The sequence below is a fragment of the Citrobacter sp. RHB25-C09 genome, assembly GCF_013836145.1.
In the GTDB taxonomy this organism is placed as follows: Bacteria; Pseudomonadota; Gammaproteobacteria; order Enterobacterales; family Enterobacteriaceae; genus Citrobacter_A.
In genome coordinates, this window is record NZ_CP057483.1 from 926,256 (window position 1) to 950,158 (window position 23,903).

At 51.7% G+C, this 23,903-nt stretch carries 22 protein-coding genes and 1 pseudogene; 6 read left to right on the plus strand and 17 right to left on the minus strand.

What is annotated here, in order from left to right; genetic code table 11:
* Nucleotides 1-15: 15 nt before the first annotated feature.
* Nucleotides 16-678, minus strand: a complete 663-nt coding sequence (gene can / locus HVY19_RS04355) for a carbonate dehydratase (RefSeq protein WP_181683155.1) — start codon at nucleotides 676-678, stop codon at nucleotides 16-18.
* Nucleotides 679-786: 108 nt separating this feature from the next.
* Here can and HVY19_RS04360 point away from each other — a divergent pair, with 108 nt between their 5' ends.
* The 4 genes from HVY19_RS04360 (at nucleotide 787) to HVY19_RS04375 (ending at nucleotide 4,314) form a co-directional block, all read left to right on the plus strand.
* Nucleotides 787-1,713: an ABC transporter ATP-binding protein gene (locus HVY19_RS04360; RefSeq protein ID WP_181683156.1), complete on the plus strand. Its 927-nt coding sequence runs from the start codon at nucleotides 787-789 to the stop codon at nucleotides 1,711-1,713.
* Entirely contained in the window at nucleotides 1,710-2,480 is a 771-nt protein-coding gene (locus HVY19_RS04365) for an ABC transporter permease (RefSeq protein WP_181683157.1), read from the plus strand. The genes HVY19_RS04360 and HVY19_RS04365 overlap by 4 nt, the downstream gene beginning before the upstream one ends.
* Nucleotides 2,481-2,582: 102 nt before the next feature.
* On the plus strand, nucleotides 2,583-3,023 hold the full coding sequence (locus HVY19_RS04370) for a PTS sugar transporter subunit IIA (RefSeq protein WP_181683158.1): 441 nt from the start codon (nucleotides 2,583-2,585) through the stop codon (nucleotides 3,021-3,023).
* A 64-nt stretch (nucleotides 3,024-3,087) separates the two neighbouring features.
* Entirely contained in the window at nucleotides 3,088-4,314 is a 1,227-nt protein-coding gene (locus HVY19_RS04375) for a polysaccharide deacetylase family protein (protein WP_181683159.1), read from the plus strand.
* A 1-nt stretch (nucleotide 4,315) separates the two neighbouring features.
* On the opposite strand, the gene HVY19_RS04380 is transcribed toward HVY19_RS04375, so the two are convergent.
* The 16 genes and pseudogenes from HVY19_RS04380 to thpR form a co-directional block, all read right to left on the minus strand.
* Nucleotides 4,316-5,392 carry a fimbrial protein StkG gene (locus tag HVY19_RS04380; protein WP_181683160.1) on the minus strand — a complete coding sequence of 359 codons (1,077 nt, stop codon included), beginning with the start codon at nucleotides 5,390-5,392 and terminating at the stop codon, nucleotides 4,316-4,318.
* Nucleotides 5,393-5,403: 11 nt separating this feature from the next.
* Nucleotides 5,404-6,012, minus strand: coding sequence for a fimbrial-like protein (locus HVY19_RS04385; RefSeq protein WP_181683161.1), 609 nt, complete (start codon nucleotides 6,010-6,012; stop codon nucleotides 5,404-5,406).
* 13 nt (nucleotides 6,013-6,025) lie between these two features.
* On the minus strand, nucleotides 6,026-6,589 hold the full coding sequence (locus HVY19_RS04390; protein ID WP_181683162.1) for a fimbrial protein: 564 nt from the start codon (nucleotides 6,587-6,589) through the stop codon (nucleotides 6,026-6,028).
* 26 nt (nucleotides 6,590-6,615) lie between these two features.
* Entirely contained in the window at nucleotides 6,616-7,185 is a 570-nt protein-coding gene (locus HVY19_RS04395; RefSeq protein ID WP_181684217.1) for a fimbrial protein, read from the minus strand.
* 28 nt (nucleotides 7,186-7,213) lie between these two features.
* Nucleotides 7,214-9,812, minus strand: a pseudogene (locus HVY19_RS04400) (outer membrane usher protein).
* An 80-nt stretch (nucleotides 9,813-9,892) separates the two neighbouring features.
* The gene (locus HVY19_RS04405) at nucleotides 9,893-10,636 is read right to left on the minus strand and encodes a fimbrial chaperone (protein ID WP_181683163.1); all 744 of its coding nucleotides are present in this window, start codon (nucleotides 10,634-10,636) and stop codon (nucleotides 9,893-9,895) included.
* A gap of 76 nt (nucleotides 10,637-10,712) precedes the next feature.
* Complete coding sequence (locus HVY19_RS04410; RefSeq protein ID WP_181683164.1) at nucleotides 10,713-11,321, minus strand: fimbrial protein; 609 nt, start codon at nucleotides 11,319-11,321, stop codon at nucleotides 10,713-10,715.
* A 243-nt stretch (nucleotides 11,322-11,564) separates the two neighbouring features.
* Complete coding sequence (gene panD, locus HVY19_RS04415; protein WP_042323756.1) at nucleotides 11,565-11,945, minus strand: aspartate 1-decarboxylase; 381 nt, start codon at nucleotides 11,943-11,945, stop codon at nucleotides 11,565-11,567.
* A 96-nt stretch (nucleotides 11,946-12,041) separates the two neighbouring features.
* Nucleotides 12,042-12,896 (minus strand): pantoate--beta-alanine ligase, encoded by an 855-nt coding sequence (panC, locus tag HVY19_RS04420; RefSeq protein ID WP_181683165.1) that lies wholly within the window; start codon nucleotides 12,894-12,896, stop codon nucleotides 12,042-12,044.
* Between the two features lie 91 nt (nucleotides 12,897-12,987).
* The gene (gene panB, locus HVY19_RS04425; protein ID WP_181683166.1) at nucleotides 12,988-13,779 is read right to left on the minus strand and encodes a 3-methyl-2-oxobutanoate hydroxymethyltransferase; all 792 of its coding nucleotides are present in this window, start codon (nucleotides 13,777-13,779) and stop codon (nucleotides 12,988-12,990) included.
* Between the two features lie 118 nt (nucleotides 13,780-13,897).
* Nucleotides 13,898-14,389 (minus strand): 2-amino-4-hydroxy-6-hydroxymethyldihydropteridine diphosphokinase, encoded by a 492-nt coding sequence (folK, locus tag HVY19_RS04430; protein ID WP_181683167.1) that lies wholly within the window; start codon nucleotides 14,387-14,389, stop codon nucleotides 13,898-13,900.
* A 19-nt stretch (nucleotides 14,390-14,408) separates the two neighbouring features.
* A complete protein-coding gene (gene pcnB, locus HVY19_RS04435; protein ID WP_220132941.1) occupies nucleotides 14,409-15,800 on the minus strand; it encodes a polynucleotide adenylyltransferase PcnB in 1,392 nt (463 codons plus the stop codon).
* A 97-nt stretch (nucleotides 15,801-15,897) separates the two neighbouring features.
* The gene (gluQRS, locus tag HVY19_RS04440; protein WP_181683169.1) at nucleotides 15,898-16,788 is read right to left on the minus strand and encodes a tRNA glutamyl-Q(34) synthetase GluQRS; all 891 of its coding nucleotides are present in this window, start codon (nucleotides 16,786-16,788) and stop codon (nucleotides 15,898-15,900) included.
* Nucleotides 16,789-16,853: 65 nt separating this feature from the next.
* Nucleotides 16,854-17,309 (minus strand): RNA polymerase-binding protein DksA, encoded by a 456-nt coding sequence (gene dksA, locus HVY19_RS04445; protein WP_003829221.1) that lies wholly within the window; start codon nucleotides 17,307-17,309, stop codon nucleotides 16,854-16,856.
* Nucleotides 17,310-17,485: 176 nt separating this feature from the next.
* Nucleotides 17,486-18,190: a DNA/RNA nuclease SfsA gene (gene sfsA / locus HVY19_RS04450; RefSeq protein WP_181683170.1), complete on the minus strand. Its 705-nt coding sequence runs from the start codon at nucleotides 18,188-18,190 to the stop codon at nucleotides 17,486-17,488.
* 14 nt (nucleotides 18,191-18,204) lie between these two features.
* Nucleotides 18,205-18,735 (minus strand): RNA 2',3'-cyclic phosphodiesterase, encoded by a 531-nt coding sequence (gene thpR / locus HVY19_RS04455; protein WP_181683171.1) that lies wholly within the window; start codon nucleotides 18,733-18,735, stop codon nucleotides 18,205-18,207.
* 73 nt (nucleotides 18,736-18,808) lie between these two features.
* Here thpR and hrpB point away from each other — a divergent pair, with 73 nt between their 5' ends.
* Nucleotides 18,809-21,238, plus strand: coding sequence for an ATP-dependent helicase HrpB (gene hrpB / locus HVY19_RS04460; RefSeq protein ID WP_181683172.1), 2,430 nt, complete (start codon nucleotides 18,809-18,811; stop codon nucleotides 21,236-21,238).
* Nucleotides 21,239-21,361: 123 nt separating this feature from the next.
* The gene (gene mrcB, locus HVY19_RS04465; protein WP_181683173.1) at nucleotides 21,362-23,893 is read left to right on the plus strand and encodes a bifunctional glycosyl transferase/transpeptidase; all 2,532 of its coding nucleotides are present in this window, start codon (nucleotides 21,362-21,364) and stop codon (nucleotides 23,891-23,893) included.
* Nucleotides 23,894-23,903 lie beyond the last annotated feature (10 nt).

The window sequence follows — 23,903 nt, forward strand, 5'->3', positions numbered from 1 at the left end:
ATCAGGCACAGTCATTTATTTGTGGTTGATGTGCTTCTTGCTGAGGTTCGAAACACCCTGGCGATAGCGCTGCTCCAGCGATTCGCGGTTGGTCGCGGTAACGTCCAGATCGCGCAGCAGGCCATCATGAATGCCGTACGCCCACCCGTGAATTGTTACTTTCTGACCGCGTTTCCACGCCGATTGCATGATGGTGGAATGGCCCAGGTTGTACACCTGCTCCATCACGTTCAGCTCACATAAGGTATCCAGACGGCGCTCCTGCGGCATTTCGCCGAGCAATGAGCTATGTTTGAACCAGATGTCGCGAATGTGCAGCAACCAGTTGTTGATCAAACCCAGTTCCGGGTTTTCGACCGCTGCCTGAACGCCGCCACAGCCATAGTGACCACAGATAATAATGTGTTCAACTTCCAGTACATCAACGGCATACTGAATAACGGAAAGGCAGTTCAGATCGGTGTGGATAACCAGGTTGGCCACATTACGGTGAACAAATAATTCGCCAGGTTCAAGACCGGTTAAACGTTCGGCAGGAACGCGGCTGTCGGAACATCCAATCCATAGAAAGCGCGGTTTCTGCGCTTGCGCCAGTTTCTCAAAAAATCCGGGATCCTCTTCCACCAGCATTTTTGACCATAGTGCATTGTTGCTGATGAGTGTATCTATGTCTTTCATGGAGGTTAACGACCTGTAACCAAGTAATTGCGTTGGGCTAATATAGGGCAACTCCGGGATTATTTAAACCATATATAAAGTGTAAGAACGTAAGGTAAGTAAAAATTCATGACCATTGCACTGGAACTTCAACAACTTAAAAAAACGTATCCCGGTGGCGTTCAGGCGCTGCGGGGGATAGATTTACAGGTGGATGCGGGGGATTTCTACGCGCTTCTGGGGCCAAACGGAGCCGGGAAATCGACCACTATCGGCATCATTAGCTCCCTGGTTAATAAATCTTCCGGGCGCGTTAGCGTCTTTGGTTACGATCTCGAAAAAGATGTCGTCAACGCCAAACGCCAACTCGGGCTGGTGCCGCAGGAGTTTAACTTCAACCCCTTTGAGACGGTGCAGCAGATTGTCGTCAATCAGGCGGGTTACTACGGCGTTGAGCGTAAAGAGGCCATTGAACGGAGCGAAAAGTATTTAAAACAGCTCGATCTGTGGGAAAAACGCAATGAACGTGCGCGGATGTTATCCGGTGGGATGAAGCGTCGTCTTATGATTGCCCGCGCGCTGATGCATGAGCCAAAACTGCTGATCCTCGACGAACCGACGGCGGGTGTCGATATTGAACTGCGTCGTTCAATGTGGGGCTTTTTGAAGGATCTCAATGACAAAGGCACCACCATTATTTTGACCACCCACTACCTGGAAGAGGCCGAAATGCTGTGCCGGAATATCGGCATTATTCAGCACGGTGAACTGGTCGAAAATACCTCAATGAAGGAGCTGCTTTCCAAGCTGAAATCGGAAACCTTCATTCTCGATCTTGCGGCCAAAAGCCCGCTGCCAAAGCTAAATGGCTACCAGTATCGTTTGGTGGATACCTCAACGCTGGAAGTGGAAGTTCTGCGCGAGCAGGGCATCAACAGCGTTTTCAGCCAGCTTAGCGAACAGGGGATCCAGGTATTAAGTATGCGTAACAAAGCGAACCGCCTTGAGGAACTGTTTGTCTCTCTGGTTCAGGAAAAACAAGGAGATCGCAAATGATGCAGCTTTACTGGGTTGCGCTAAAAAGCATCTGGGCGAAAGAAATTAACCGCTTTATGCGTATCTGGGTGCAAACGCTGGTCCCGCCGGTGATTACCATGACGCTTTACTTCATTATTTTCGGCAACCTGATTGGTTCGCGTATTGGTGAGATGCACGGTTTTAGCTATATGCAGTTTATCGTGCCGGGGCTGATTATGATGGCGGTGATTACCAACGCCTATGCCAACGTGGCCTCATCGTTCTTTAGCGCCAAGTTCCAGCGCAACATTGAAGAACTGTTGGTCGCGCCGGTGCCGACGCATGTCATTATTGCCGGGTTTGTTGGCGGCGGTGTGGCGCGTGGCCTGTGCGTGGGGGTTCTGGTAACGGCGATTTCGCTGTTTTTTGTACCGTTCCAGGTGCACTCGTGGCTGTTTGTCGCGCTGACGCTGCTCTTAACCGCCGTGCTGTTTTCGCTCGCCGGTTTGCTGAATGCGGTATTCGCCAAAACCTTCGATGACATCAGCCTGATCCCCACCTTCGTGCTGACGCCGCTGACTTACCTTGGCGGGGTGTTTTATTCCCTGACGCTGCTGCCGCCGTTCTGGCAAGGTTTGTCGCAGTTGAACCCGATTGTCTACATGATCAGCGGTTTTCGCTACGGTTTCCTGGGCATTCACGACGTTCCGCTGGTGACGACGTTCGGCGTGCTGGTGGTCTTTATCGTGGCGTTCTATCTGATCTGCTGGTCGTTGATTCAACGTGGCCGTGGATTGCGGAGCTGAACCTTCTTCCTCTCCTCCCGCTGAGGAGGAGAGTTTTTGACCACCATCAGTATTCGCAATTCATCACGCTGCTAAACTACTTGCCCGCTAATGAGGTGAGCAATGTTAGGTTGGGTTATTACCTGTCACGACGATAAAGCTGAAGAGTTGCTGAGTCGTCTGGAAAAAAAGCACGGTCCTCTGGCGCAATGTCGGGCGGTCAATTTCTGGCATGGGCTGAGTGCCAATATGCTGAGCCGAATGTTATGCGACGCGTTACATCAAACGGATACCGGCGAGGGCGTCATATTCTTAACCGATGTTCCGGGCGCTGCGCCTTATCGCGTCGCGTCGTTGCTGAGTCATAAGCATCCACAATGCGAAGTCATTTCCGGCATCAATTTGTCACTGCTCGAACAGATGATTCCACATCGTCATTCACTGACCAGCCCGGCGTTTCGCGATCGCATCGTTTCCCTTGGCGAACCGGAAGTCACCAGCCTCTGGCATCAACAGCAGAAAAATCCGCCGTTTGTTCTGCTCCATGATCTGTATGACTGTTAGCCTTTTCTATTTTTGAGGTGAATGGGTACAATTGTCGCGTTGGTTGTTTCCCCTGGTTATTTTAATGAAGAAATACGTTTTCCTTTTGCTGCTGTGCGTATCGACGTTCGTCAGCGCGGCGTTGCCTGCCCGCTATATGCAAACTACTGAAAATGCCGCCATCTGGGCACGTATCGGTGATAACACTGTGACCGTGGGAAATGTTCATGCCGGGCAGATTATTTCCGTCACTCCGGTCGCGGCGGACTATTACGAATTCAAATTTGGTTTCGGTACCGGATTTATCGACAAACAGCACCTTGAACCGGTACAAGGCAAGCAGCGCGTCGAGGATAGTCTGGGCGATCTGAATAAACCGCTCAGCAATCAGAATTTGATAACCTGGAAAGCCACGCCGATTTATAACGCGCCGAATGTCGGCAGCGCGCCGTTTGGTGTGCTGGCAGAGAATCTGCGCTATCCCATTATTAGTAAGCTCAAGGATCGGTTAAATCAGACCTGGTATCAGATCCGTATCGGCGAGCGACTGGCGTGGATTAGCGCACTCGATGCGCAGGAAGACACCGGTTTGCCCGTGCTAACGTATCACCATATTCTTCGCGATGAAGAGAATACCCGCTTTCGTCACACCTCAACCACCACTTCAGTTCGTGCGTTCAGTAACCAGATGACCTGGTTACGCGATCAGGGCTACGCGACGTTGTCGATGCAGCAACTGGAAGGGTATGTCCGCAACAACATGAACCTGCCTGCGAAGGCGGTGGTGATTACCTTTGACGATGGTCTGAAGTCGGTGAGTCGCTACGCGTATCCGGTGCTGAAGCAGTACGGCATGAAGGCCACTGCGTTTATTATCTCGTCGCGCATTAAAGGCCGTCCGCAGAAATGGGATCCAAAATCACTTCAGTTTATGAGCGTTTCAGAGTTAAACGACATTCGCGATGTGTTTGATTTTCAGTCGCACACCCATTTTCTACATCGGGTAGATGGCTATAAGCATCCCATTTTGCTGAGCCGCAGCGAGCACAATATTCTGATGGATTTTAAGCGATCGCGTCGTGCGCTTGCCCAGTTTAATTCGCACGTGCTTTATCTTTCCTATCCGTTCGGCGGCTATAACGCAAAGGCGGTGCAGGCCGCGCAACAGGCCGGGTTTCACTTAGCGGTGACGACGGTAAAAGGGAAGGTGAAACCGGGGGATAATCCGTTCTTACTGAAACGCCTGTATATCTTAAGAACGGATTCGCTGGAGACAATGTCGCGGCTGATCAGCAATCAGCCGCGGGGGTAGATTACTCGTAAGTTACCTGGAACGTGACGCTGCTACCGAATGCTCCGACAGTTACCGGTTCGCTACCGATCTTAACCAATTGGGCTGCTAGTGCTTTATCGACAATATTTACGGGATCTCCGTACATTTCTCCAACAGCGATGACACGGTCATAACTGTCCGCAGGGACAGGGTAGTTCGAGTTTGGTGAGTCCAGAATCATGACTCCTACTCCTCCGGCGGCGCTCACACCACTGTTATCCACGATGGCATTGGTGAAATATTTCTTGTCGGTGGTCGTATGCGTTGAGGAGAGAGTGTAGTGAACATACGTTGTGTTTACGCAAGTCCCCGTAATATGAAATTCGACTTTATCAGTACTTCCATTCTCGACTTCAGCGGGATACCAGTCTCCAAGGTTAACTGTCGTCGGGGCACGCAGTATGCAGCTAGGCCGATTTAACGGAATGCTAAAAGACATTTCTGACATATTAACCAATGGACGTGGATGGTCATATACAGAGGTTCCATTTGGATTACCAAGAATTATTTGACCAATAGGACCGCCGCTTGCCGTTAAAAAGTTTTCATCAGAGGGCACACCCGTAAACCCGTTTGTCTGCCAGAATTCCATACGAACATGCCAGGTTTTCTCCTGGAACTGATCTTCATTTTCTCCGCCGTTAGCCGTTTCGTACCATCCGTTAGGATTGGGGGGGAACCACGCTGAAACGCCATTGCCATCGGGATAGAATGCCAGCGTATAAACGATGCCGGGGATGTTGGTTCTGAACGTCGCTTTATCGTCGATATAACCTTCCAGCATTGCGTTATTGGTCATTTGGTAAACGTTTTCGCCATCATTACCGCCTGAACAGTGGGATTTCAATGCAGGCGTTGTCTCCATAACGATCGTATTACTGATTAAGGTTGGCGTGGTGACCGTGCCGACGGGGAGGGGGGTAATCACAGGCTGTACGCCTGGCGACATAATCAACACATCTTCATCACCGTAAAATTTGCATTCCTGCAAATCTGCACGTGACATGCCTGAAATACCAAGCATTGCAACGGCTAAGAGAACGAAATGTTTTTTCATTATAAATCCTTTTATTCGTAAGTCACATTAACCAGAACATTACTCATGACCACTCCGCTGGTAATAGCTCCAACATTCTGATAACGCGCGTAAAACCCATAATCCTTTATATAATTCTCACTATTTCCACTGACATCATAAATAACGTTAGAACTGCCATCGCTCTTCAAAACATTAGCCTTGAACGTATCAGAAAAAATAACGATACCCACATTTTCTGCCGCACCTGCGGTGGCGTCATTTTTAAACACCTGCTTCTGGTTATTCCAGAAACCATTTTGTGGGGTAAAGCTAAATTTTAACTGGCTTACGCTCGCGCTATCTCCGCTACTTACATAGCAGTTGTCTATGTGAATAGTGAAAGGTGTGCCTGCTTCATCATCGGTTGGCGATAAACGATCGCTCTTGTCGTTGTTATAAAACCAGTCGCGTGCTACGGTCGGTAAATATATCTCTCCACCGTTTTCAACACTTAACCGGCAAGTATTATTAACAATATTTGCTGTCAGGTTTACGTCTACACCTGAACTTGCCTGGCTTACGCCAGGCAGAGTGCTACCAGCCAGACCGATAAGCAACATCAGACCGGTCTGGTGTAATTTTAACGCTGATAGTTGCATGATCATTCCTGAATTACGGGTACGCTATAGTGAAGGTTACAGGCGCGGTTACGGCACCAGTGCCCACATCATCAATGGTCTTATCTTTCGCAATCACGATACGAGAGTTCATCGGGAACTCGCCGGCACCGTTGGTAATGGTCACTTCCTGAGCCGCTGGCGGAGTGTTACAACTCATCAGCAGACCGGTATCAACGATACCGGACCAGACTTCGAAGCCTGTCTCTAATCCACCGGAGTAAGAATCACCATTCCCGCCAGTGCCAGTACATGCCCCACCAGAGCCTTTCGCAGCAGATACCGTCGCTTTGGTTACCCCAGAACAGTTGGTAAAGGAAATTTTAAGTGGTTCAACGCGTGTTTTATTCACGAGGTCTGATTTATAAACATCGCCGAATGCCACTGTGGTTGTTTCAGTTCCCGCGTTATTGAGCACTTTTGCTGTACACGTGCCTGATACAATTTTTGATTTAATCGTCAGTTCGACACTGCTGGTACCTGTAATTGCTGCACTCGCCATTCCAGAGAACAGAAGGGCAGAAACGGACAGGGCCATAAAAGTTGATTTCATTTTCATAATGTTGCTCCGTTTTCCTGCACCAATCACTCGTAGCTGAATTCAAAGGTTGCTACGGTTTGAAAATCGCCAATTGTCATTTTGTTTGGCTGGGTTTCACGTAAGGTGGCCACCAGAGCAACTTCTTTATTCTGGAGTTCTGTTGGGCTCCAGACCAGGCGCTCAGTATCCACGGTAGAGTTAACGATAAAGGGGGCTTCAGGTGCACTCGCTCTGGCGATTTCGACTGAAGCGTAATCTGCTGCGCCTGGTGCTGCCTGGTTAATAATCCCTGATGGCAAATAACCTGATTTAGTTCCTTTTACGGTTGTTTTTAATGAGGCCAGCGACGCCGGGCATTCAACCATTACGATTTTGAAAGTGGCATTTGCCGTTCCGGCTTTGACATCGTCAAGTCGTACCTGGCCATTGTTACCAATAGTCAGCGTTTGCTGCGTATCAGAACCTGCGCCGCCGACCAGTTTCATATCACAGGTGGTTTCGCGGATATTGGCGGTGAAGTTAACGTCCAGATTGGTGCCTTCGGCAAGCGCTGAACCTGATAACGCCAGCATCGTTGTGCCAACGATGGACAGGCTAAAAAGATTTTGTTTCATACTCATTCTCATCTATTTTCCTGAATAATTACATTTGGCACTGTTGATTATTAAGTACCGTTGTAAGTCCTACTTTTTGAGCATTAGGTAAAACCTGATAGCGAACATCACATTTGCTGTTCTTATCATTTCCCCAGACCACGTGCAGTACGCCCTGATCTTCAACACCACGGACATAGGCCTGCCCTGCCTGTCCTACGGTGCCAACAGTTTCATTTTTTTCATTTAGCACATCGGCACCAAGTGGAATAAAGCCTTTATCGGTGCGCTGGAGTTCTAAAATTAATGAACGACCTTCATCCGTTTCGAAATTAACCAGCACGACGGAGCCGCTGCGAGGAACAGTAATTTCGCTGGTGTTCTTAATTTCTACGTCGTTTTCGAGCGTACTAATATCTAAATAAACCCGGTTTTCTCGATAGGCAGACATATAAGGCAAAATGCCATAACCCGAGTTACCAATTTCACTGCTACCAAAACCAATACCCGCGCCTTTAGCGCCGCTCGCTTTGACCAGAGCCAGAGCATCATTGTCACCAATACTGCCAGGCGCAAAGGCAACGCCGCCGGAATGCAATACCATCCCGCCGTTATACGACGCTGAGTACTGTTTACTGTTGTCATCGCCGAAGGAGGCTGATAAACCCAGTGGACCATACTCGCTGTTATACGAACCATAACCACTGATCTGATTCAGGTTGCCGTAATTTCCCCGAGTTTGATGCCGCGCTGACGGAATAACTCACTTTATTGTCTTGCGTGTTACCGCCTGCGGAGGTATTAAAGCTCGTTCCCCCTTTAAGATCGGAACGTAAGCCCATATTGATATTTGAGAATCCGCCAGAGCGTTCGCTATCACGCGAAAATACGCTTAAAGGGATACTGAGACTTAAATAAACGCTATCGTCTTTTTTCCCATTTTGGTCGTAGGTACGCTGTACCGACAGGCTATAGCTGCCGTAGGTAAAACTATTGTTATATCCGATATTGTAGTTGGACGTAGACCCGGTAGCGTTCCAGTAATCCTGCCACGTACCGCTGACATACAGGGAGCCGAAACTATTTTCTCCAGAATTTAGCGGTTGGTTAAGGCTAATTTGCACCTGATTTTTGGTACGCTGGTAGTCCTCGTAAAGCGCTTCGTTGGAATCATAGCTCCGGTTTGAATATTTCTGCCGGGCAATACCGTCACGAAGCTGGGCCGCATCGCTAAGACTGAGATAATCTTCCGTCGAGAAACGGTAGGCCGCAACGTTAAAAGAGGTATTCGTTGTCTCAATCATTTTGCTATAAGTGACGCGATAACTTTGACCGCTAAGGGTATCAAGACCCTCGATCTCAGCATGTGATTGCGTGGCGTCAATTGCAAAAGCACCGATTTGAGTATTCATCGCCAGACCTATAATTCCGGCGTAAAAGTCCATATCAGTAAACTGTGCGCCCATATAGCCTGTGAAGGTATTATTCAGACCATAGTAAAGTGTGCTGTAGCCGACTTTTGGCGTATCGAGCAAAGAGTCATCATTCAATTCACCCACACCAACGTCCCAACGTGATGCTCCCGGACGAAGCATTTGCGTAACGGATGAAAAGGGCACTGTAAACGTACGCTTGCTGCCATCCGCTTCCTCAATAGTGACCTGGAGGTCGTTACCATAGCCGGTGGTGCTGAGATCGTTAATTTCGAACGAACCCGGCGGCACAGAAGTTTCATAAATCTTGTTGCCGCTCTGGAGTACGCTGACTTTCGCATTACTGTTCGCAACGCCGCGAATGACTGGCGCATAGCCTGTTGAACCCATAGGTAACATGCGATCGTCACTGTACATACGTGCGCCACGCAGACTCAAAGAGTTAAATGCTTCACCACGCGTGTAGGAATCACCGACAACAAACTGAGCGCTCAGTGGCGTAATATCACGCTGGAGATAAATATCCTGACTGGAGTATTTAGTGCCGTTGTCTTGATCCCAGTTCAGGTTTCCACGTGAACGGAGGCGCCATGGCCCCATATTGAGCCCGTAGCGTAACCCCATATAGGCGCTTTCGGATGTGCTGCCGTTACTTTCGCTATGCCATGCGTTCATGTCGTAGGAAAGAAGCGCGGCAGGGATCCCGTTCTCCCATAAAGAAGGATCAACATATCCCGCAGGCCGTTTCAGCACATATATCTGGGGAAAATTCAGGTCTAAAACCTGTTTGCCGCTGTCATAATGGACAGAGGCTTGAGGGAAAGACGTTTTAATATCAATACAGGTTGTATTATCGTCAACATCCAGATCGCCGCTCAATGTGCTAGTGTCTACGCCTGACTGCGCCAGCAGCAGTTTTGTTACGCAGGGGGCGGCACGTGGAGTCCCATTATCTTTGAATGTAACTTCAACGGTAGATTTAAGCTTACCGTTCAGATTGATTTTTGTGCGATAAACACCTGGCATCACCGGGTTGCCATTTGCAAACCGGCTAATATCAATATTAGTACCACCACTTAGCAGAAGCTGTTCATTAAATTCGATAGTTTCTTCATCCACAGATGAATTTTCTGTGGATGTGTTTTTTTCCGCAAATGCATAGAAAGGTAATGCCGCGCTAACCGCGAGGCATAAAAAAGAACGTCGAAATATCATGGCACATCCACTTAATCGGTGCAGATATCTATATCCGCAGAGTTAATGCTATCAATTATATTTTATGGGGGATGTACGGTTTATTTCATTGCGGATTTATGATGGTCTGTTCCACCGTAATCGTTAATGGTGTCATATTCGACATTACCATTTACGGTTGAGGTTAAACCTTTAACCACCATGGCCGTATCACTGTACGGTTGTACCGACTGATGAATAACTTCATACGCTTTGGAACCGGATTTAACGTTCACCATTGAGACGGAAACATTGTAAGGTGAATTGTTATGTGCCACGAGTTTCACCGTGTTTCCTTCTTTCTTCTGCGACCAGGTTAATTTTTCTGCCGCTTCGCCGGGTGTCCCTTTCAGCCCTTCTGGACGGAAAAAGAACTTAATCCGTGTTCTAAAAGCAAGCTGTAACTGGTTGAGATTTTCTTTATCTGCCGCTTTTGATTTTGGTGGAATTTCCAGAACGTTAAACCAGAAAAGAGACTCGCGATCTTGTGGTAATGGCGTGCCGGTATACGTAATACGGACTGATTGACCCTTTTTCGGATCAATGCGTGATACTGGCGGCGTAATGATGAACGGAAGTTTAAGTTCTTGTGGGTTCACACCGTCGCGCCCATCGTCCAGCCATGTTTGCACCAGAAGGGGCTTATCGCCATGGTTATCAAGATTCACTACCACATCTTTAATTGACTGCGGATACACGATACGCGTGCCGGAGATAACAATATCGGCGCTTGCATTAAACGCAGCAAAAAAGGATGCCATGAGTAATAAGGTCTTGAAACTTTTTATAATTGAAGCATTTATCATATTTCCACTTCCTTTTGGAATTCTTATACGCCCCCCGCATAAAACGGGAGGCGCCAGATTATGATTAACGGATTTCTTATTCGTAAATCATGGTGAAGGCAACCTGTGCCTGCACTGTGCCAGCAGATACTGGGTTAGCAGTCGCATCCCAACCCTGACCCTGGGTATAGGCTACGCGGTAGTACAGGTTACCAGCGCCGCTGGTTGAATCGATAGTGGCTTTCTGAGTGTTGTTGGTCTGGTCAACTTTAATCTGATCGGTTGCAGAGTTACCGTCGTTGGACAGTACCAGGTTTACGTTCTTCGCTGTACCCTGAGCGTTGGTTGGTGGTACCAGCAGACCGCCTTCAGTTGAACTGGAACCAGCCCAGGAAGCGAACTGTGCAGACGCTTTCTTAACAGTTTCAGGATCGCAACCGGTCAGAGACAGGGAGAACTTCTTCTCGCCCAGGGTGCTGGTGGTACCCAGCGCATTTGCGAAATCTTTTACAAACACAGTGTCCAGGGTGACGTCAAAATCATTACCATTTTGATCGATCTTTTGATCGAGGGATACCTGACAGGTATTGTTAGAAACCATACCGTGGAAAGTGATTGTACCTGTGTCAGAATCTGCTGCTACTGCGGAGCCAGCTGCCAGAACCGTTGCCATTGCTAAAGCTAAACCATACTTCTTAGAAATCATTTTAATATCCATATTTGCTGAATTAATAAATAATCTATAATAATGCTTTTTGAAAACTAAATTTCGCCGCGAATTTTATTGACTTTTATGTTCAAAATATATGGAGTGGGCGTGATATTAACTACATTAATTATGTAGTTAAAGTTATGCCTGGATTTTAGACGTGACTATTATTTTATTTATATATTATAAAAGGGACTCATTCAGTATATTGGAAAGAATGAGTCCCTCGAAATAAAACGATCAGGCAACCTGGACCGGAATGGCCTTGGCGGTACGCTTCATTTCATTGTCGCCTTCAAAATAAGCGACTTTTGGCTGCCAGCGGCGGGCTTCTTCATCAGACATGGTCACGAAGCTGGCGATAATCACGATATCACCTACGCTGGCACAGTGCGCTGCCGCACCGTTGACAGAGATGATGCGGGAGCCGCGTTCTGCGGCGATCGCGTAGGTTGAAAAGCGTTTGCCATTGCTTACATTCCAGATATCAATGGCCTCATTTTCGAGAATACCGGCGGCGTCGAGGAAATCCTGGTCAATGGCACAGGAACCTTCGTAGTGCAGGTCCGCCTGCGTCACTTTAACGCGGTGGAGCTTGCCTTGCAGCATTGTGCGAATCATAACTTCTATACCCTGTCGTTTACTTAGGCTAAGCAGGCGCGATGGTCCTGCTTTGAGAATTTTCTCAGGCAGTATTGCCCGATTTTTAACCCCTGTCTACTGGGTTAATATCACGGTCTGGTTGTCGATCAACCGTGCCTGGCCGAGCCATGCGGCAACCAGAATTACCGCGCGTTGACTGCTTTCAGTCAGCTCTAACAGGGTGTCGGCATCGCGGATCTGAATGTCATCCGCACGGAAGCCTTTTTCAGTCAGTTCCTGCTCGGCAAGGGCAATAATCTCTTCCAGCTCACGTTCTCCCGCCTGGAGCTTTTCACTTATATGGCACATCACTTTGTATAAGCCCGGCGCGATCTTACGCTGTTCCGCCGTCAGATAACCGTTACGAGAACTGAGGGCCAGGCCGTCTTTTGCGCGAATAATCGGCACGCCAACGATTTCTATGTCGTAACCCATGTCGGCAACCATTTTGCGGATCAGCGCCAGCTGTTGGAAATCCTTCTCGCCGAAGCAGGCAATATCGGGCTGGACCAGGTTAAACAGTTTGCTCACGATGGTTGAAACGCCACGGAAATGCCCGGGGCGGCTGGCACCTTCCAGCATGGTGGAGAGACCGGGAACCTCGACATAGGTCTGGCCTTCGGTGCCCTGAGGATAAATCTGGTCCGGGGCGGGGGCAAACACCAGATCGGCTTTGCGCTTATTCAACTTTTCGCAGTCTTCCTGGAGTGTTCGCGGGTAACGCGCCAGGTCGTCCGGGTGGTCAAACTGCATTGGGTTAACGAAAATACTCACCACCACCACGTCAGCGCGAGCTTTAGCTTCATCAACCAGTTTCATATGACCGTCGTGCAGATTGCCCATTGTGGGAACCAGTGCGATGCGTTTACCTTCCTGACGCAGGCGGCGAATATGCTGGCGCAGTAGCGGCAGGGTTTCAATTATTAACACAACATGACTCCTTTAGTTGCCAGAGGGGCAGGTAGGCCGTTGCCGGATAGCGCTACGCTTGTCAGGCCTACAGGGGTGACCACCATAAAAATTAATGGAAACTGTGCTCTTCGCCCGGATAGACGCCGGACTCAACTTCGGCAATATACTGCCGCACAGCGGCACGCATGTCGCCTGCGGTGCTTAAGAAATTTTTGGCAAATTTCGGAATGTGACCACCGGTAATGCCGAACGCGTCATGCATCACCAGAATCTGTCCATCGGTCACGTTACCTGCGCCGATACCGATCACCGGAATAGAAAGCGCTTCGGTGACACGTTTGGCCAGTTCAACGGGAACACATTCCAGTACCAGCAGCTGTGCGCCCGCGTCTTCCAGGGCCAGCGCATCATCCAACAGAACCTGCCCGGCATCGCCGCGCCCCTGAATTTTATAACCACCGAAAATGTTTACCGACTGCGGCGTCAGGCCCAGATGTCCACACACCGGCACCGCACGCTCGGTCAGCATTTTTACCGTGTCGACTAGCCAGGCACCACCTTCGATTTTGACCATGTTAGCACCCGCGCGCATCACTATGGCCGAGTTTTCAAACGCCTGTTCTGGCGTGGCGTAGGCCATAAACGGCAGGTCGGAGAGCAGTAAGCAATTTGGCGCGCCGCGGCGCACTGCGCGCGTATGGTAAGCAATATCTTCCACCGTAACGGGAAGGGTGGAATCATGCCCCTGAACGGTCATGCCCAGCGAATCACCCACCAGCATGACGTTGATACCTTCGTCAGCAAACAGTTTCGCGAAGCTGTAATCATAGGCGGTGATGGTGGCAAAGCGCTTTTTCTCTTGCTTGCACTTTTGCAGCAATGAGATGGTGGTCGGTTTCATAACACTTCCTGAAAGTGGACGGCATATTAAACGGCATTCTAGCAGTCACATTCAGAGGGGCAATGGTTTTAAGTCACCGTTTGGCGTGAAAGCCGTTAACGATAATTGAAGAGGGGAATTACCAGCGTGCGGGTTTTTCTGCGCCAAGCGCAGTGAGTTGGTGTTGCAGAGAAATACCGTCAGGAAAAACCAGTTCAGGCGCGATTTCAAAAAGCGGCCACAGCATAAAGCCGCGATTCTTCATGTCGTAATGCGGAACGGTCAGGCGCTCGGTCGAGATAGTCCGATCGCCAAACAGCATAATATCGAGATCTAACGTGCGTGGCCCCCAGCGTTCGGCTTTGCGTACCCGACCTTGCTGTAGCTCAATGCGTTGCGTGTGGTCAAGCAGCGCTTCTGGCTCAAGGGCGGTTTCCAGCGCAACGGCGGCGTTCAGGTAATCGGGCTGATCCTGCGGACCGAGCGGCGGGGTGCGATAAAATGAGGAAACGGCGACGATCTGGCTGTCAGGGATTTCGCCGATTGCCTGGATGGCAGCATTGACCTGCTCAAGAGGAGAGGCCAGATTGCTGCCAAGTGCGATATATACCCGTTGTCTTTCAGGCTGCATCTGTGTTGGCTTTCCTCGCTTATTCCTCACGACGCGGCGCGCGTTTGCGTGGGCGACGATGACGGCGGCGAGGTGCCGGGTCTTCTTCCAGTTCGTTAAGCATGCCTTTTTGTTCTGGTGGTGCTGAAACCTGGAACTCACCCCACCATTGCGCCAGACGCTGCAGTTCAGCGTTGTTCTCGACTTCGGCGCGCAGGGCCAGTAAGTCATAGGAGGCGCGGAATTTCGGATGTTCCATCAGCTTCCAGGCGCGTTTACCCTGGCGACGGGACATACGCAGCTGCAATTGCCAGATGTCGCGGGTCAGCGAAGTCAAACGTTTAGGGATGGCCAGTGAACGGCAGGCTTCATCCAGCACTTCATTCATCGCCAGCGCGAAGGCGTCATAGTAGGCCAGACCGCTTTCCTGGGCAATTTTCTGCGCCATCTCCAGCAGCGGATACCAGAACATCGCGGCAAACAGAAACGCCGGGTTTACACGCATATCGTTATGAATACGATTGTCGGTGTTTTTCAGCACCTGCACGATGATGCGTTCCATCGGGCTATCACCGTTTTCGGTAAAATAACGGGTGATGGTCGGGAACAGTGGCTGGAACAGACTGTATTCACGCAGCTTTTTATACGTTTCATAGCCGTAGCCCGCTTGTAGGAGCTTCAGCGCTTCTTCAAACAGGCGCGCAGGGGGAATGTCGTTAAGCAGCGTGGCCAGACGTGGGATCGGCTCAGCCGTTTCCGGGCTAATGCGCATATCCAACTTCGCCGCAAAACGCACGGCGCGCAGCATACGTACCGGGTCTTCACGATAGCGGGTTTCAGGATTGCCGATCAGGCGAATGACGCCGTCTTTAAGATCCTGCATACCGCCAACGTAGTCGCGGACGGTGAAATCGGCGACGCTGTAATAAAGGCTATTGATGGTGAAATCGCGACGCTGGGCATCTTCTTCAATAGATCCGAAAATGTTGTCACGCAGCAGCATACCGTTCTGCCCACGCTGAGAAGTTGTGCGATCGCTTTCGCTACCCTCATGGTGACCACGGAAGGTTGCCACTTCGATAATTTCCGGGCCAAACATGACGTGGGCCAGACGGAAACGACGGCCAACCAAACGGCAGTTGCGGAACAGTTTACGTACCTGATCCGGCGTTGCGTTGGTGGTGACGTCAAAATCTTTGGGCTTTTTGCCCAGTAAAAGGTCGCGGACGCCGCCGCCAACCAGCCAGGCTTCATATCCCGCTTTATTAAGCCTGTACATTACCTTCAGGGCGTTTTCACTGATATCTTTGCGGGAAATAGCATGCTGCTCGCGGGGGATGACCGTCATATGCGGACGGGCGACGGCAATTTCAGCCTCGCTCTCCTCGCGGCTTAGCACCTTGCGGCAAAAATTAGCGACTCGGGTAAAAATAGTGCACCTCGGTAGTGTCAAACAATATTCAAATCGATGACTCAATGGCTTTCGGATTGCATGAATGCGAAAGCCAACGAGTAAAAATAGCGGCTAATCATAGCTCAGCAAGACGCATTTTTACAATCGCCGATTCTGGCACTGCTGAAAGCGCCCAGTTTTCCACCGCATTTTGCAACAGTTGTTCCACCGACAACTCCTGCCATGCGGAATCGGCTGGCTGTCCGAGGAAGCGTAGCGCGGCAATAAGTACCGGTCGGGGGTCGCTATGAGGCAGCGCAGGTGCATGATTCTGTTTAGAAAGTTTAGCACCTTGCGTATTGAGCGCCAGCGGCAGGTGAATATAGCCCGGCGGTGTCCAGCCGAACTGCTGATACAACGAAATTTGCCGCACGGTGGGCTCAATTAAATCGGCACCGCGCACAATCTCGGTAACGCCCTGAAAATGGTCGTCTACCACGACGGCCAGGTTATAGGCGAATAAACCATCACGACGGTGAATAATGAAATCTTCCCGCGCCAGTCGCTCATCGGCCTGGATTGGCCCACGTAGGGCGTCATGAAAGTGGGTGACCGGGTGAAATTGCTTAAGGCGGACTGCCGCATTCTCTGGCCCATTATGCAACTCACGGCAGTGGCCGTCGTATATCCCGCCAATGCTTTGAATACGCGCGCGCGTACAGGTGCAGTAATAGCTCAGCCCGCGATCGCTAAGCCAGGCGAGCGCTTCGCGATAAGCGTCATGACGCTGCGACTGCCATAACACGTCGCCGTCCCAGAACAGGCCATAATGTTCCAGCTGACGCAGGATCGTGTCTGCGGCACCGGGAACTTCACGGGGAGGATCAATATCTTCAATACGGACTCGCCATATCCCCTGATGGGCGCGAGCCTGTAAATAGCTGCCCAGAGCGGCAATAAGGGAGCCAAAGTGCAGTTCGCCGGAAGGTGAGGGAGCGAATCGACCGATATAGTGTGAGTTCGTCATCTTTACGGAAAAATGAAAGGCGGGGGAAGCCCCCGCCTGTGGTCAACGTGATCAAACGGAGGGGATTAGCCCGCCATCTGTTTTTCGCGAATTTCAGCCAGCGTTTTGCAGTCGATGCACAGATCGGCCGTTGGACGCGCTTCCAGGCGACGGATACCAATTTCAACACCGCAGGATTCGCAGTAGCCGAAATCTTCGTCTTCAACCTTTTTCAGCGTTTTCTCGATCTTTTTGATCAGTTTGCGCTCACGGTCACGGTTACGCAGTTCAAGGCTGAACTCTTCTTCCTGCGCGGCACGGTCTACCGGATCAGGGAAGTTTGCAGCTTCGTCCTGCATATGAGTAACGGTGCGATCGACTTCATCCCTAAGTTGATTACGCCATGCTTCAAGAATACGCCTGAAGTGCGACAGCTGGGCTTCGTTCATATACTCTTCGCCCGGCTTCTCCTGGTACGGCTCCACCCCTGCGATGGCCAGAATACTCAGGGACGATGTTTTACGGTTTTGCCCTTCTTGCATGTTGCTTCTCCTTAACACGCACTATCGATCCCCATTGTAGGGGGAAAAATCAGGTCGCTATAAATAGCAGATGCTTTTCAGGATAGCAATTATCTAAACGTGACACTTGACAACCCTGTGAGGAAAAGCGTATTTGCGCACGCGACCAGAATATTAATTAACCAGTTGTTACGCCATTATAAAATCATGGCTAATGGCTCTTTCAGAGTCATAGTATCGGCAGAAAGTTCCGCTTTATAAATCAGAATTTCTACCCCCTTTTGCTGTGCTTCAATCAATAGTTGCGCATATTTCGCGTCAATATGGCGCGCGGGTGAAAACCGTGTAATGGCAGAATGGAGCACGGCAAAGAAAATCACCGCGCGTTTGCCTTCCGCCGCTACGCTCATCAGTTCCCGAAGATGTTTCTGACCTCGTTCAGTGATGGCATCGGGAAAATAACCAAATTCGTCTTCCGCTAGCGTGACCGATTTCACTTCAATATAGCAGTCAGGCCGGGAATCTGCCTGTAACATAAAATCAATACGGCTGCGTTCGGCGCCGTATTTTACTTCGCTCTTCAGGGTGCTATATCCTGAAAGTTCTGAAATTCGATCCTGCTCAATAGCCTCTTTAGTCAGTCTATTTGCCCATAATGTGTTAACACAAATAACGGCCCCATTTTGAGTTTCAGTTAATTCCCAAGTATGCGGATATTTGCGTTTAGTATTTTCTGACGTCGAATACCAGACCGTATTGCCCGGTTGCGCACATCCGGTCATCGCGCCGGTATTTGGGCAGTGTAACGTGAGTTCATTACCGTCAGGTGTGATCACGTCCGCTAAAAAACGTTTATAGCGTTGAACCAGCGTGGCGCGTTGAAGTGGGGGAGTGAACTGCATCTCTAAGTCCTTAATTATTCATCGAGCGTCCAGCGCTGAAGTTGGGTGTAACGCGTGCGACCCCGGGTAAAGGAGGAGGCATAAAGTGCAAATTCTTTCACCGGGAACGACCAGCAAAAGCCGGGGGGCGGGATTGCCACTGCGTGGCTGGCATCGCGCAGGAGCGTAATATGCGGATGAAAGGGCTGCGGACTCTGGTAGCAACCACTGCGCGCGGCCTGAGAACGCAGCATACTAGCCAGTTGCAGTAAGCCACGTGGCGACTGGCGCATCCCTAACCAGACGACGCGGGAACGCAGCCACTGCCCGGCGTCATCCAGCGTGAGGGTGAAACCCGACTGGCGAATGTTCCCTGCCATCGCAGCCAGCGCCTTTTGTTTGTCATCACTCACGTCGCCCAGGAATGCCAGCGTTAAGTGCAGGTTTTCAGCAGCGACAGGGCGTCCCGCTTCCGCTGGGAAGTGTTCCGCCCGCCAGTGGATAATGTGCTCGCGTACGGTTGATGGCAATTCAATCGCAAAAAACAGCCGTTTCGGCTCAGACATCGTAGATACTCGGTAATGTATTAACGCGATGCTACAATGCAGCGCGAAGAATGTTAACCCTCCGGAGCCATTTGTGACGTCGTTGCCTGTTGCCGCTGTACTGCCTGAAATACTTGCCGCCCTTGATACCGCCCCGCAGGTTCTGCTGAGCGCACCAACGGGTGCGGGTAAATCGACCTGGCTACCGCTGCAATTCCTCTCTCACCCCGGCATTGTTGGCCGAATTATCCTTCTGGAGCCGCGTCGGCTGGCGGCGCGTAACGTGGCGCAGCGGCTTGCGGAACTCCTCAATGAAAAGCCGGGAGAAACGGTCGGTTTCCGGATGCGGGCGCAAACCTGCGTGGGGCCGACGACGCGCCTGGAGGTGGTCACGGAAGGGGTGCTTACCCGAATGATTCAGCGCGATCCTGAGCTGAATGGCGTGGGGTTAGTGATTCTCGATGAATTTCATGAGCGCAGCCTGCAGGCGGATCTCGCGCTGGCATTGCTGCTGGATGTGCAGCAGGGATTGCGAGACGACTTGAAGCTATTGATCATGTCCGCCACGCTGGATAATGACCGCCTGCAGCAGCGTCTGCCACAGGCGCCGGTGATTGTTTCTGAAGGTCGTGCCTTTCCCGTGGAGCGTCGCTACCAACCGTTGCCCACCCATCTGCGTTTTGATGACGCCGTGGCTAACGCCACCGCGGAACTCCTGCGCCAGGAATCCGGCTCGTTGCTTTTATTTTTACCCGGCGTCGGGGAGATCCAGCGCGTACAGGAACAATTAAGCGCTCGCGTGGGCAGCGACGTGCTGCTCTGCCCGCTTTATGGCACGCTTTCACTCAACGAGCAGCGCAAAGCGATTCTGCCCGCGCCGCAAGGTATGCGGAAAGTCGTGCTGGCGACTAATATTGCCGAAACCAGTCTGACCATTGAAGGCATTCGTCTGGTGGTGGATTGTGCGCAGGAACGTGTCGCCAGATTCGATGCGCGTACCGGATTAACCCGACTGGTTACTCAGCGTGTTAGCCAGGCGTCAATGACCCAGCGCGCAGGGCGTGCCGGTCGTCTTGAACCCGGTATTTGTCTGCACCTGCTGGCGAAAGAGCAGGCGGAGCGTGCGGCAGCGCAGGGGGATCCGGAAATCCTGCAAAGCGATCTTTCTGGTTTGCTGATGGAGTTGTTGCAGTGGGGATGTAGCGATCTGGCACAGCTTACCTGGCTCGATCTTCCGCCAGCGGTCAATTTTCAGGCGGCGAAACGGTTATTACAGCAGCTTGGCGCGCTGGAGGGGGAGCGTCTGAGCGCGAAGGGAAACCGCATGGCGATGATGGGTAACGATCCGCGTCTGGCCGCAATGTTAGTCAGCACATCTGAACCCGATGATGCGGCTACCGCCGGGAAGCTTGCCGCTATTCTTGAAGAGCCGCCGCGCACGGGGAATACCGATCTTGGCGCGGCGTTTTCCCGTCCTCAATCCAACTGGAAGCAGCGTAGCCAACAGCTACTGAAACGACTGAACATTCGCAGCGGTGACGAGGATGCGTCGCGTATTGCGCCGCTGCTTGCCCAGGCCTTTGCCGATCGCATTGCCCGTCGACGTAGCCTGGACGGACGCTATCAACTGGCGAACGGGATGGGTGCCGCGCTGGATGCAGACGATGCGCTCGGACGACACGAGTGGCTGATCGCCCCTATGTTATTACAGGGAAGCACGGCTCCGGATGCGCGGATTTTGCTGGCACAGCCGCTGGATATTGATGCCCTTGTTCAGCGTTGCCCTGAGCTGTTAACGCAGTCAGACACCATTGAATGGGATGACACGTTAGGGACGCTGAAAGCGTGGCGCAGGCTGCGTATTGGGCAACTGACGGTAAAAGTACAGCCGCTGGCGAAACCTTCTGAGGAAGAATTGCACCAGGCAATGCTGAACGGGATTCGCGATAAAGGCTTACGCGTCCTTAACTGGACTCCCGAAGCCGAACAACTGCGGCTGCGTTTACATTGTGCAGCGAAATGGCTGCCGGAACTCGACTGGCCTGCGGTTGACGAACCGACGTTGCTGGCTACGCTGGAAAGCTGGCTGCTGCCGCATATGAGCGGCGTTAAGTCACTGCGCGGGCTGAAATCTCTGGATGTGTATCAGGCGTTACGTGGTTTGCTGGACTATCCGATGCAGCAACGTCTGGAGAGTTCGCTGCCCACACATTACACTGTGCCGACGGGAAGCCGGATTGCCATTCGTTATCATGAGGATAATCCCCCGGCACTGGCCGTCAGAATGCAGGAAATGTTTGGCGAGGCCAGCACGCCGACTATCGCCCAGGGGCGTGTGCCGCTGGTGCTGGAATTGTTATCCCCCGCGCAGCGGCCTTTACAGATTACGCGGGATTTAAGCGCGTTCTGGCAGGGGGCGTACCGCGAGGTGCAAAAAGAGATGAAAGGGCGCTATCCCAAACACGTGTGGCCGGACGATCCGGCGAATACCGCGCCGACGCGGCGCACCAAAAAGTATTCATGAGTTGTAGCTGTATGCCTGATAAGCGAAGCGCCATCGGGCAAAAAATGAGAGATTTCTTCTTCTGTCGCTGGACGGAAGAACGGATAATCGGGCCGTTGCGCCTGAATGTTGCGGAGAAAAAGCATGGCCGGGAATGACCGCGAGCCAATAGGACGCAAAGGGAAACCCACGCGTCCGGTGAAGCAAAAGGTAAGCCGTCGTCAGCTCCGAGATGATGAGTACGACGACGAATACGATGATGACTATGAGGATGAGGAACCGATGCCGCGCAAGGGTAAGGGCAAAGGGCGTAAGCCTCGTGGCAGACGCGGCTGGTTCTGGCTGCTGGTAAAACTGTCGATTGTTTTTGTGGTGCTGATTGCCATCTATGGCGTTTATCTGGATCAAAAAATCCGTAGCCGCATCGACGGTAAGGTCTGGCAGTTGCCTGCAGCGGTATATGGCCGCATGGTCAACCTTGAACCCGAAATGCCGGTCAGCAAAAATGAAATGGTGAAGCTGCTGGAAGCAACGCAGTATCGCCAGGTCAGTAAAATGACGCGTCCTGGCGAATTCACCGTTCAGGCAAACAGCATTGAGATGATCCGTCGTCCGTTTGACTTCCCTGACAGTAAAGAGGGGCAGGTACGGGCGCGTCTGACGTTTGATGATGGTCGTCTGGACACCATCGTCAATATGGATAACAACCGTCAGTTCGGTTTCTTTCGTCTCGATCCACGTCTGATTACGATGCTCTCTTCGCCAAACGGCGAGCAGCGCCTGTTTGTGCCGCGCAGCGGTTTCCCCGATCTGCTGATTGATACGCTGTTGGCAACCGAAGACCGTCATTTTTATGAGCATGATGGGGTCAGCCTGTACTCGATTGGCCGTGCGGTGCTGGCAAACCTGACCGCCGGGCGGACAGTGCAGGGGGCGAGTACGCTCACCCAACAACTGGTGAAAAACCTGTTCCTCTCCAGCGAGCGTTCGTACTGGCGTAAAGCCAACGAAGCCTATATGGCGCTGCTGATGGATGCCCGCTACAGCAAGGACAGAATTCTTGAGCTGTATATGAACGAGGTTTACCTCGGTCAGAGTGGTGATAACGAAATTCGCGGTTTCCCACTGGCGAGCCTGTACTACTTTGGCCGTCCGGTTGAAGAACTGAGCCTTGATCAGCAGGCACTGCTGGTCGGGATGGTGAAAGGGGCATCGATTTATAATCCGTGGCGTAATCCGAAGCTGGCGCTGGAACGTCGTAACCTGGTGCTGCGTCTGTTGCAACAGCAGCAGATCATCGACAAAGAGCTGTACGACATGCTGAGTGCGCGTCCGCTGGGGGTACAGCCACGCGGCGGAGTGATCTCACCACAGCCTGCGTTTATGCAGATGGTGCGCCAGGAGCTTCAGGCCAAACTTGGCGATAAAGTTAAAGATCTCTCCGGCGTGAAGATCTTCACGACGTTCGATTCCGTCGCGCAGGACGCCGCAGAAAAAGCCGCGGTGGAAGGCATTCCGGAACTGAAAAAACAGCGCAAGCTGAGCGACCTGGAAACCGCGATGGTGGTGGTTGACCGTTTCAGTGGCGAAGTGCGGGCGATGGTCGGTGGTGCGGAACCGCAGTATGCCGGCTATAACCGTGCTATGCAGGCGCGACGTTCGATTGGCTCTCTGGCAAAACCAGCAACTTATCTGACTGCGTTGAGCCAGCCGAAATTGTATCGCCTCAATACCTGGATTGCCGATGCGCCAATTGCCCTGCGTCAGCCAAATGGCCAGGTATGGTCGCCGCAAAACGACGACCGCCGCTATAGCGAGAGCGGAAAAGTTATGCTGGTCGATGCCCTGACGCGTTCTATGAACGTGCCAACGGTGAATCTGGGGATGGCACTGGGTCTGCCTGCCGTCACGGAAACCTGGATGAAGCTGGGCGTGCCGAAAGATCAGCTGCATCCGGTTCCCGCGATGCTGCTGGGGGCGCTGAACCTGACGCCAATCGAAGTGGCGCAGGCGTTCCAGACTATCGCCAGCGGCGGTAACCGGGCCCCCCTGTCGGCGCTACGTTCTGTGATTGCAGAAGACGGCACTGTGCTGTACCAGAGCTTCCCGCAGGCGGAGCGTGCGGTACCGGCGCAGGCCGCTTATATGACGCTGTGGACGATGCAGCAGGTTGTGCAACGCGGTACCGGTCGTCAGCTTGGCGCCAAATACCCAGGCCTGCATCTGGCGGGTAAAACCGGGACCACCAACAACAACGTTGATACCTGGTTTGCCGGGATTGACGGCAGTCAGGTGACGATTACCTGGGTGGGACGCGATAACAACCAGCCGACGAAGTTGTACGGTGCGAGCGGGGCAATGTCGATTTACCAGCGCTATCTGGCAAACCAGACGCCAACGCCGTTAACGTTGACGCCACCGGAAGATATTGCAGATCTGGGCGTTGATTATGACGGTAACTGGGTCTGCAGTGGCGGTACGCGTTCGCTCCCTGTCTGGACCAGCGATCCGCAAGCGTTGTGTCAGCAGGGTGAGATGATGCAACAGCAGCAACCGTCGGGTAACCCGTTCGATCAGTCGTCTCAACCACAGCAGCAGACACCGCCGCCGAAGGAAGAGAAGAAGGACAGTGACGGCGTCGCAGGCTGGATAAAAGACATGTTCGGCAGCAATTAACCGTTTATGT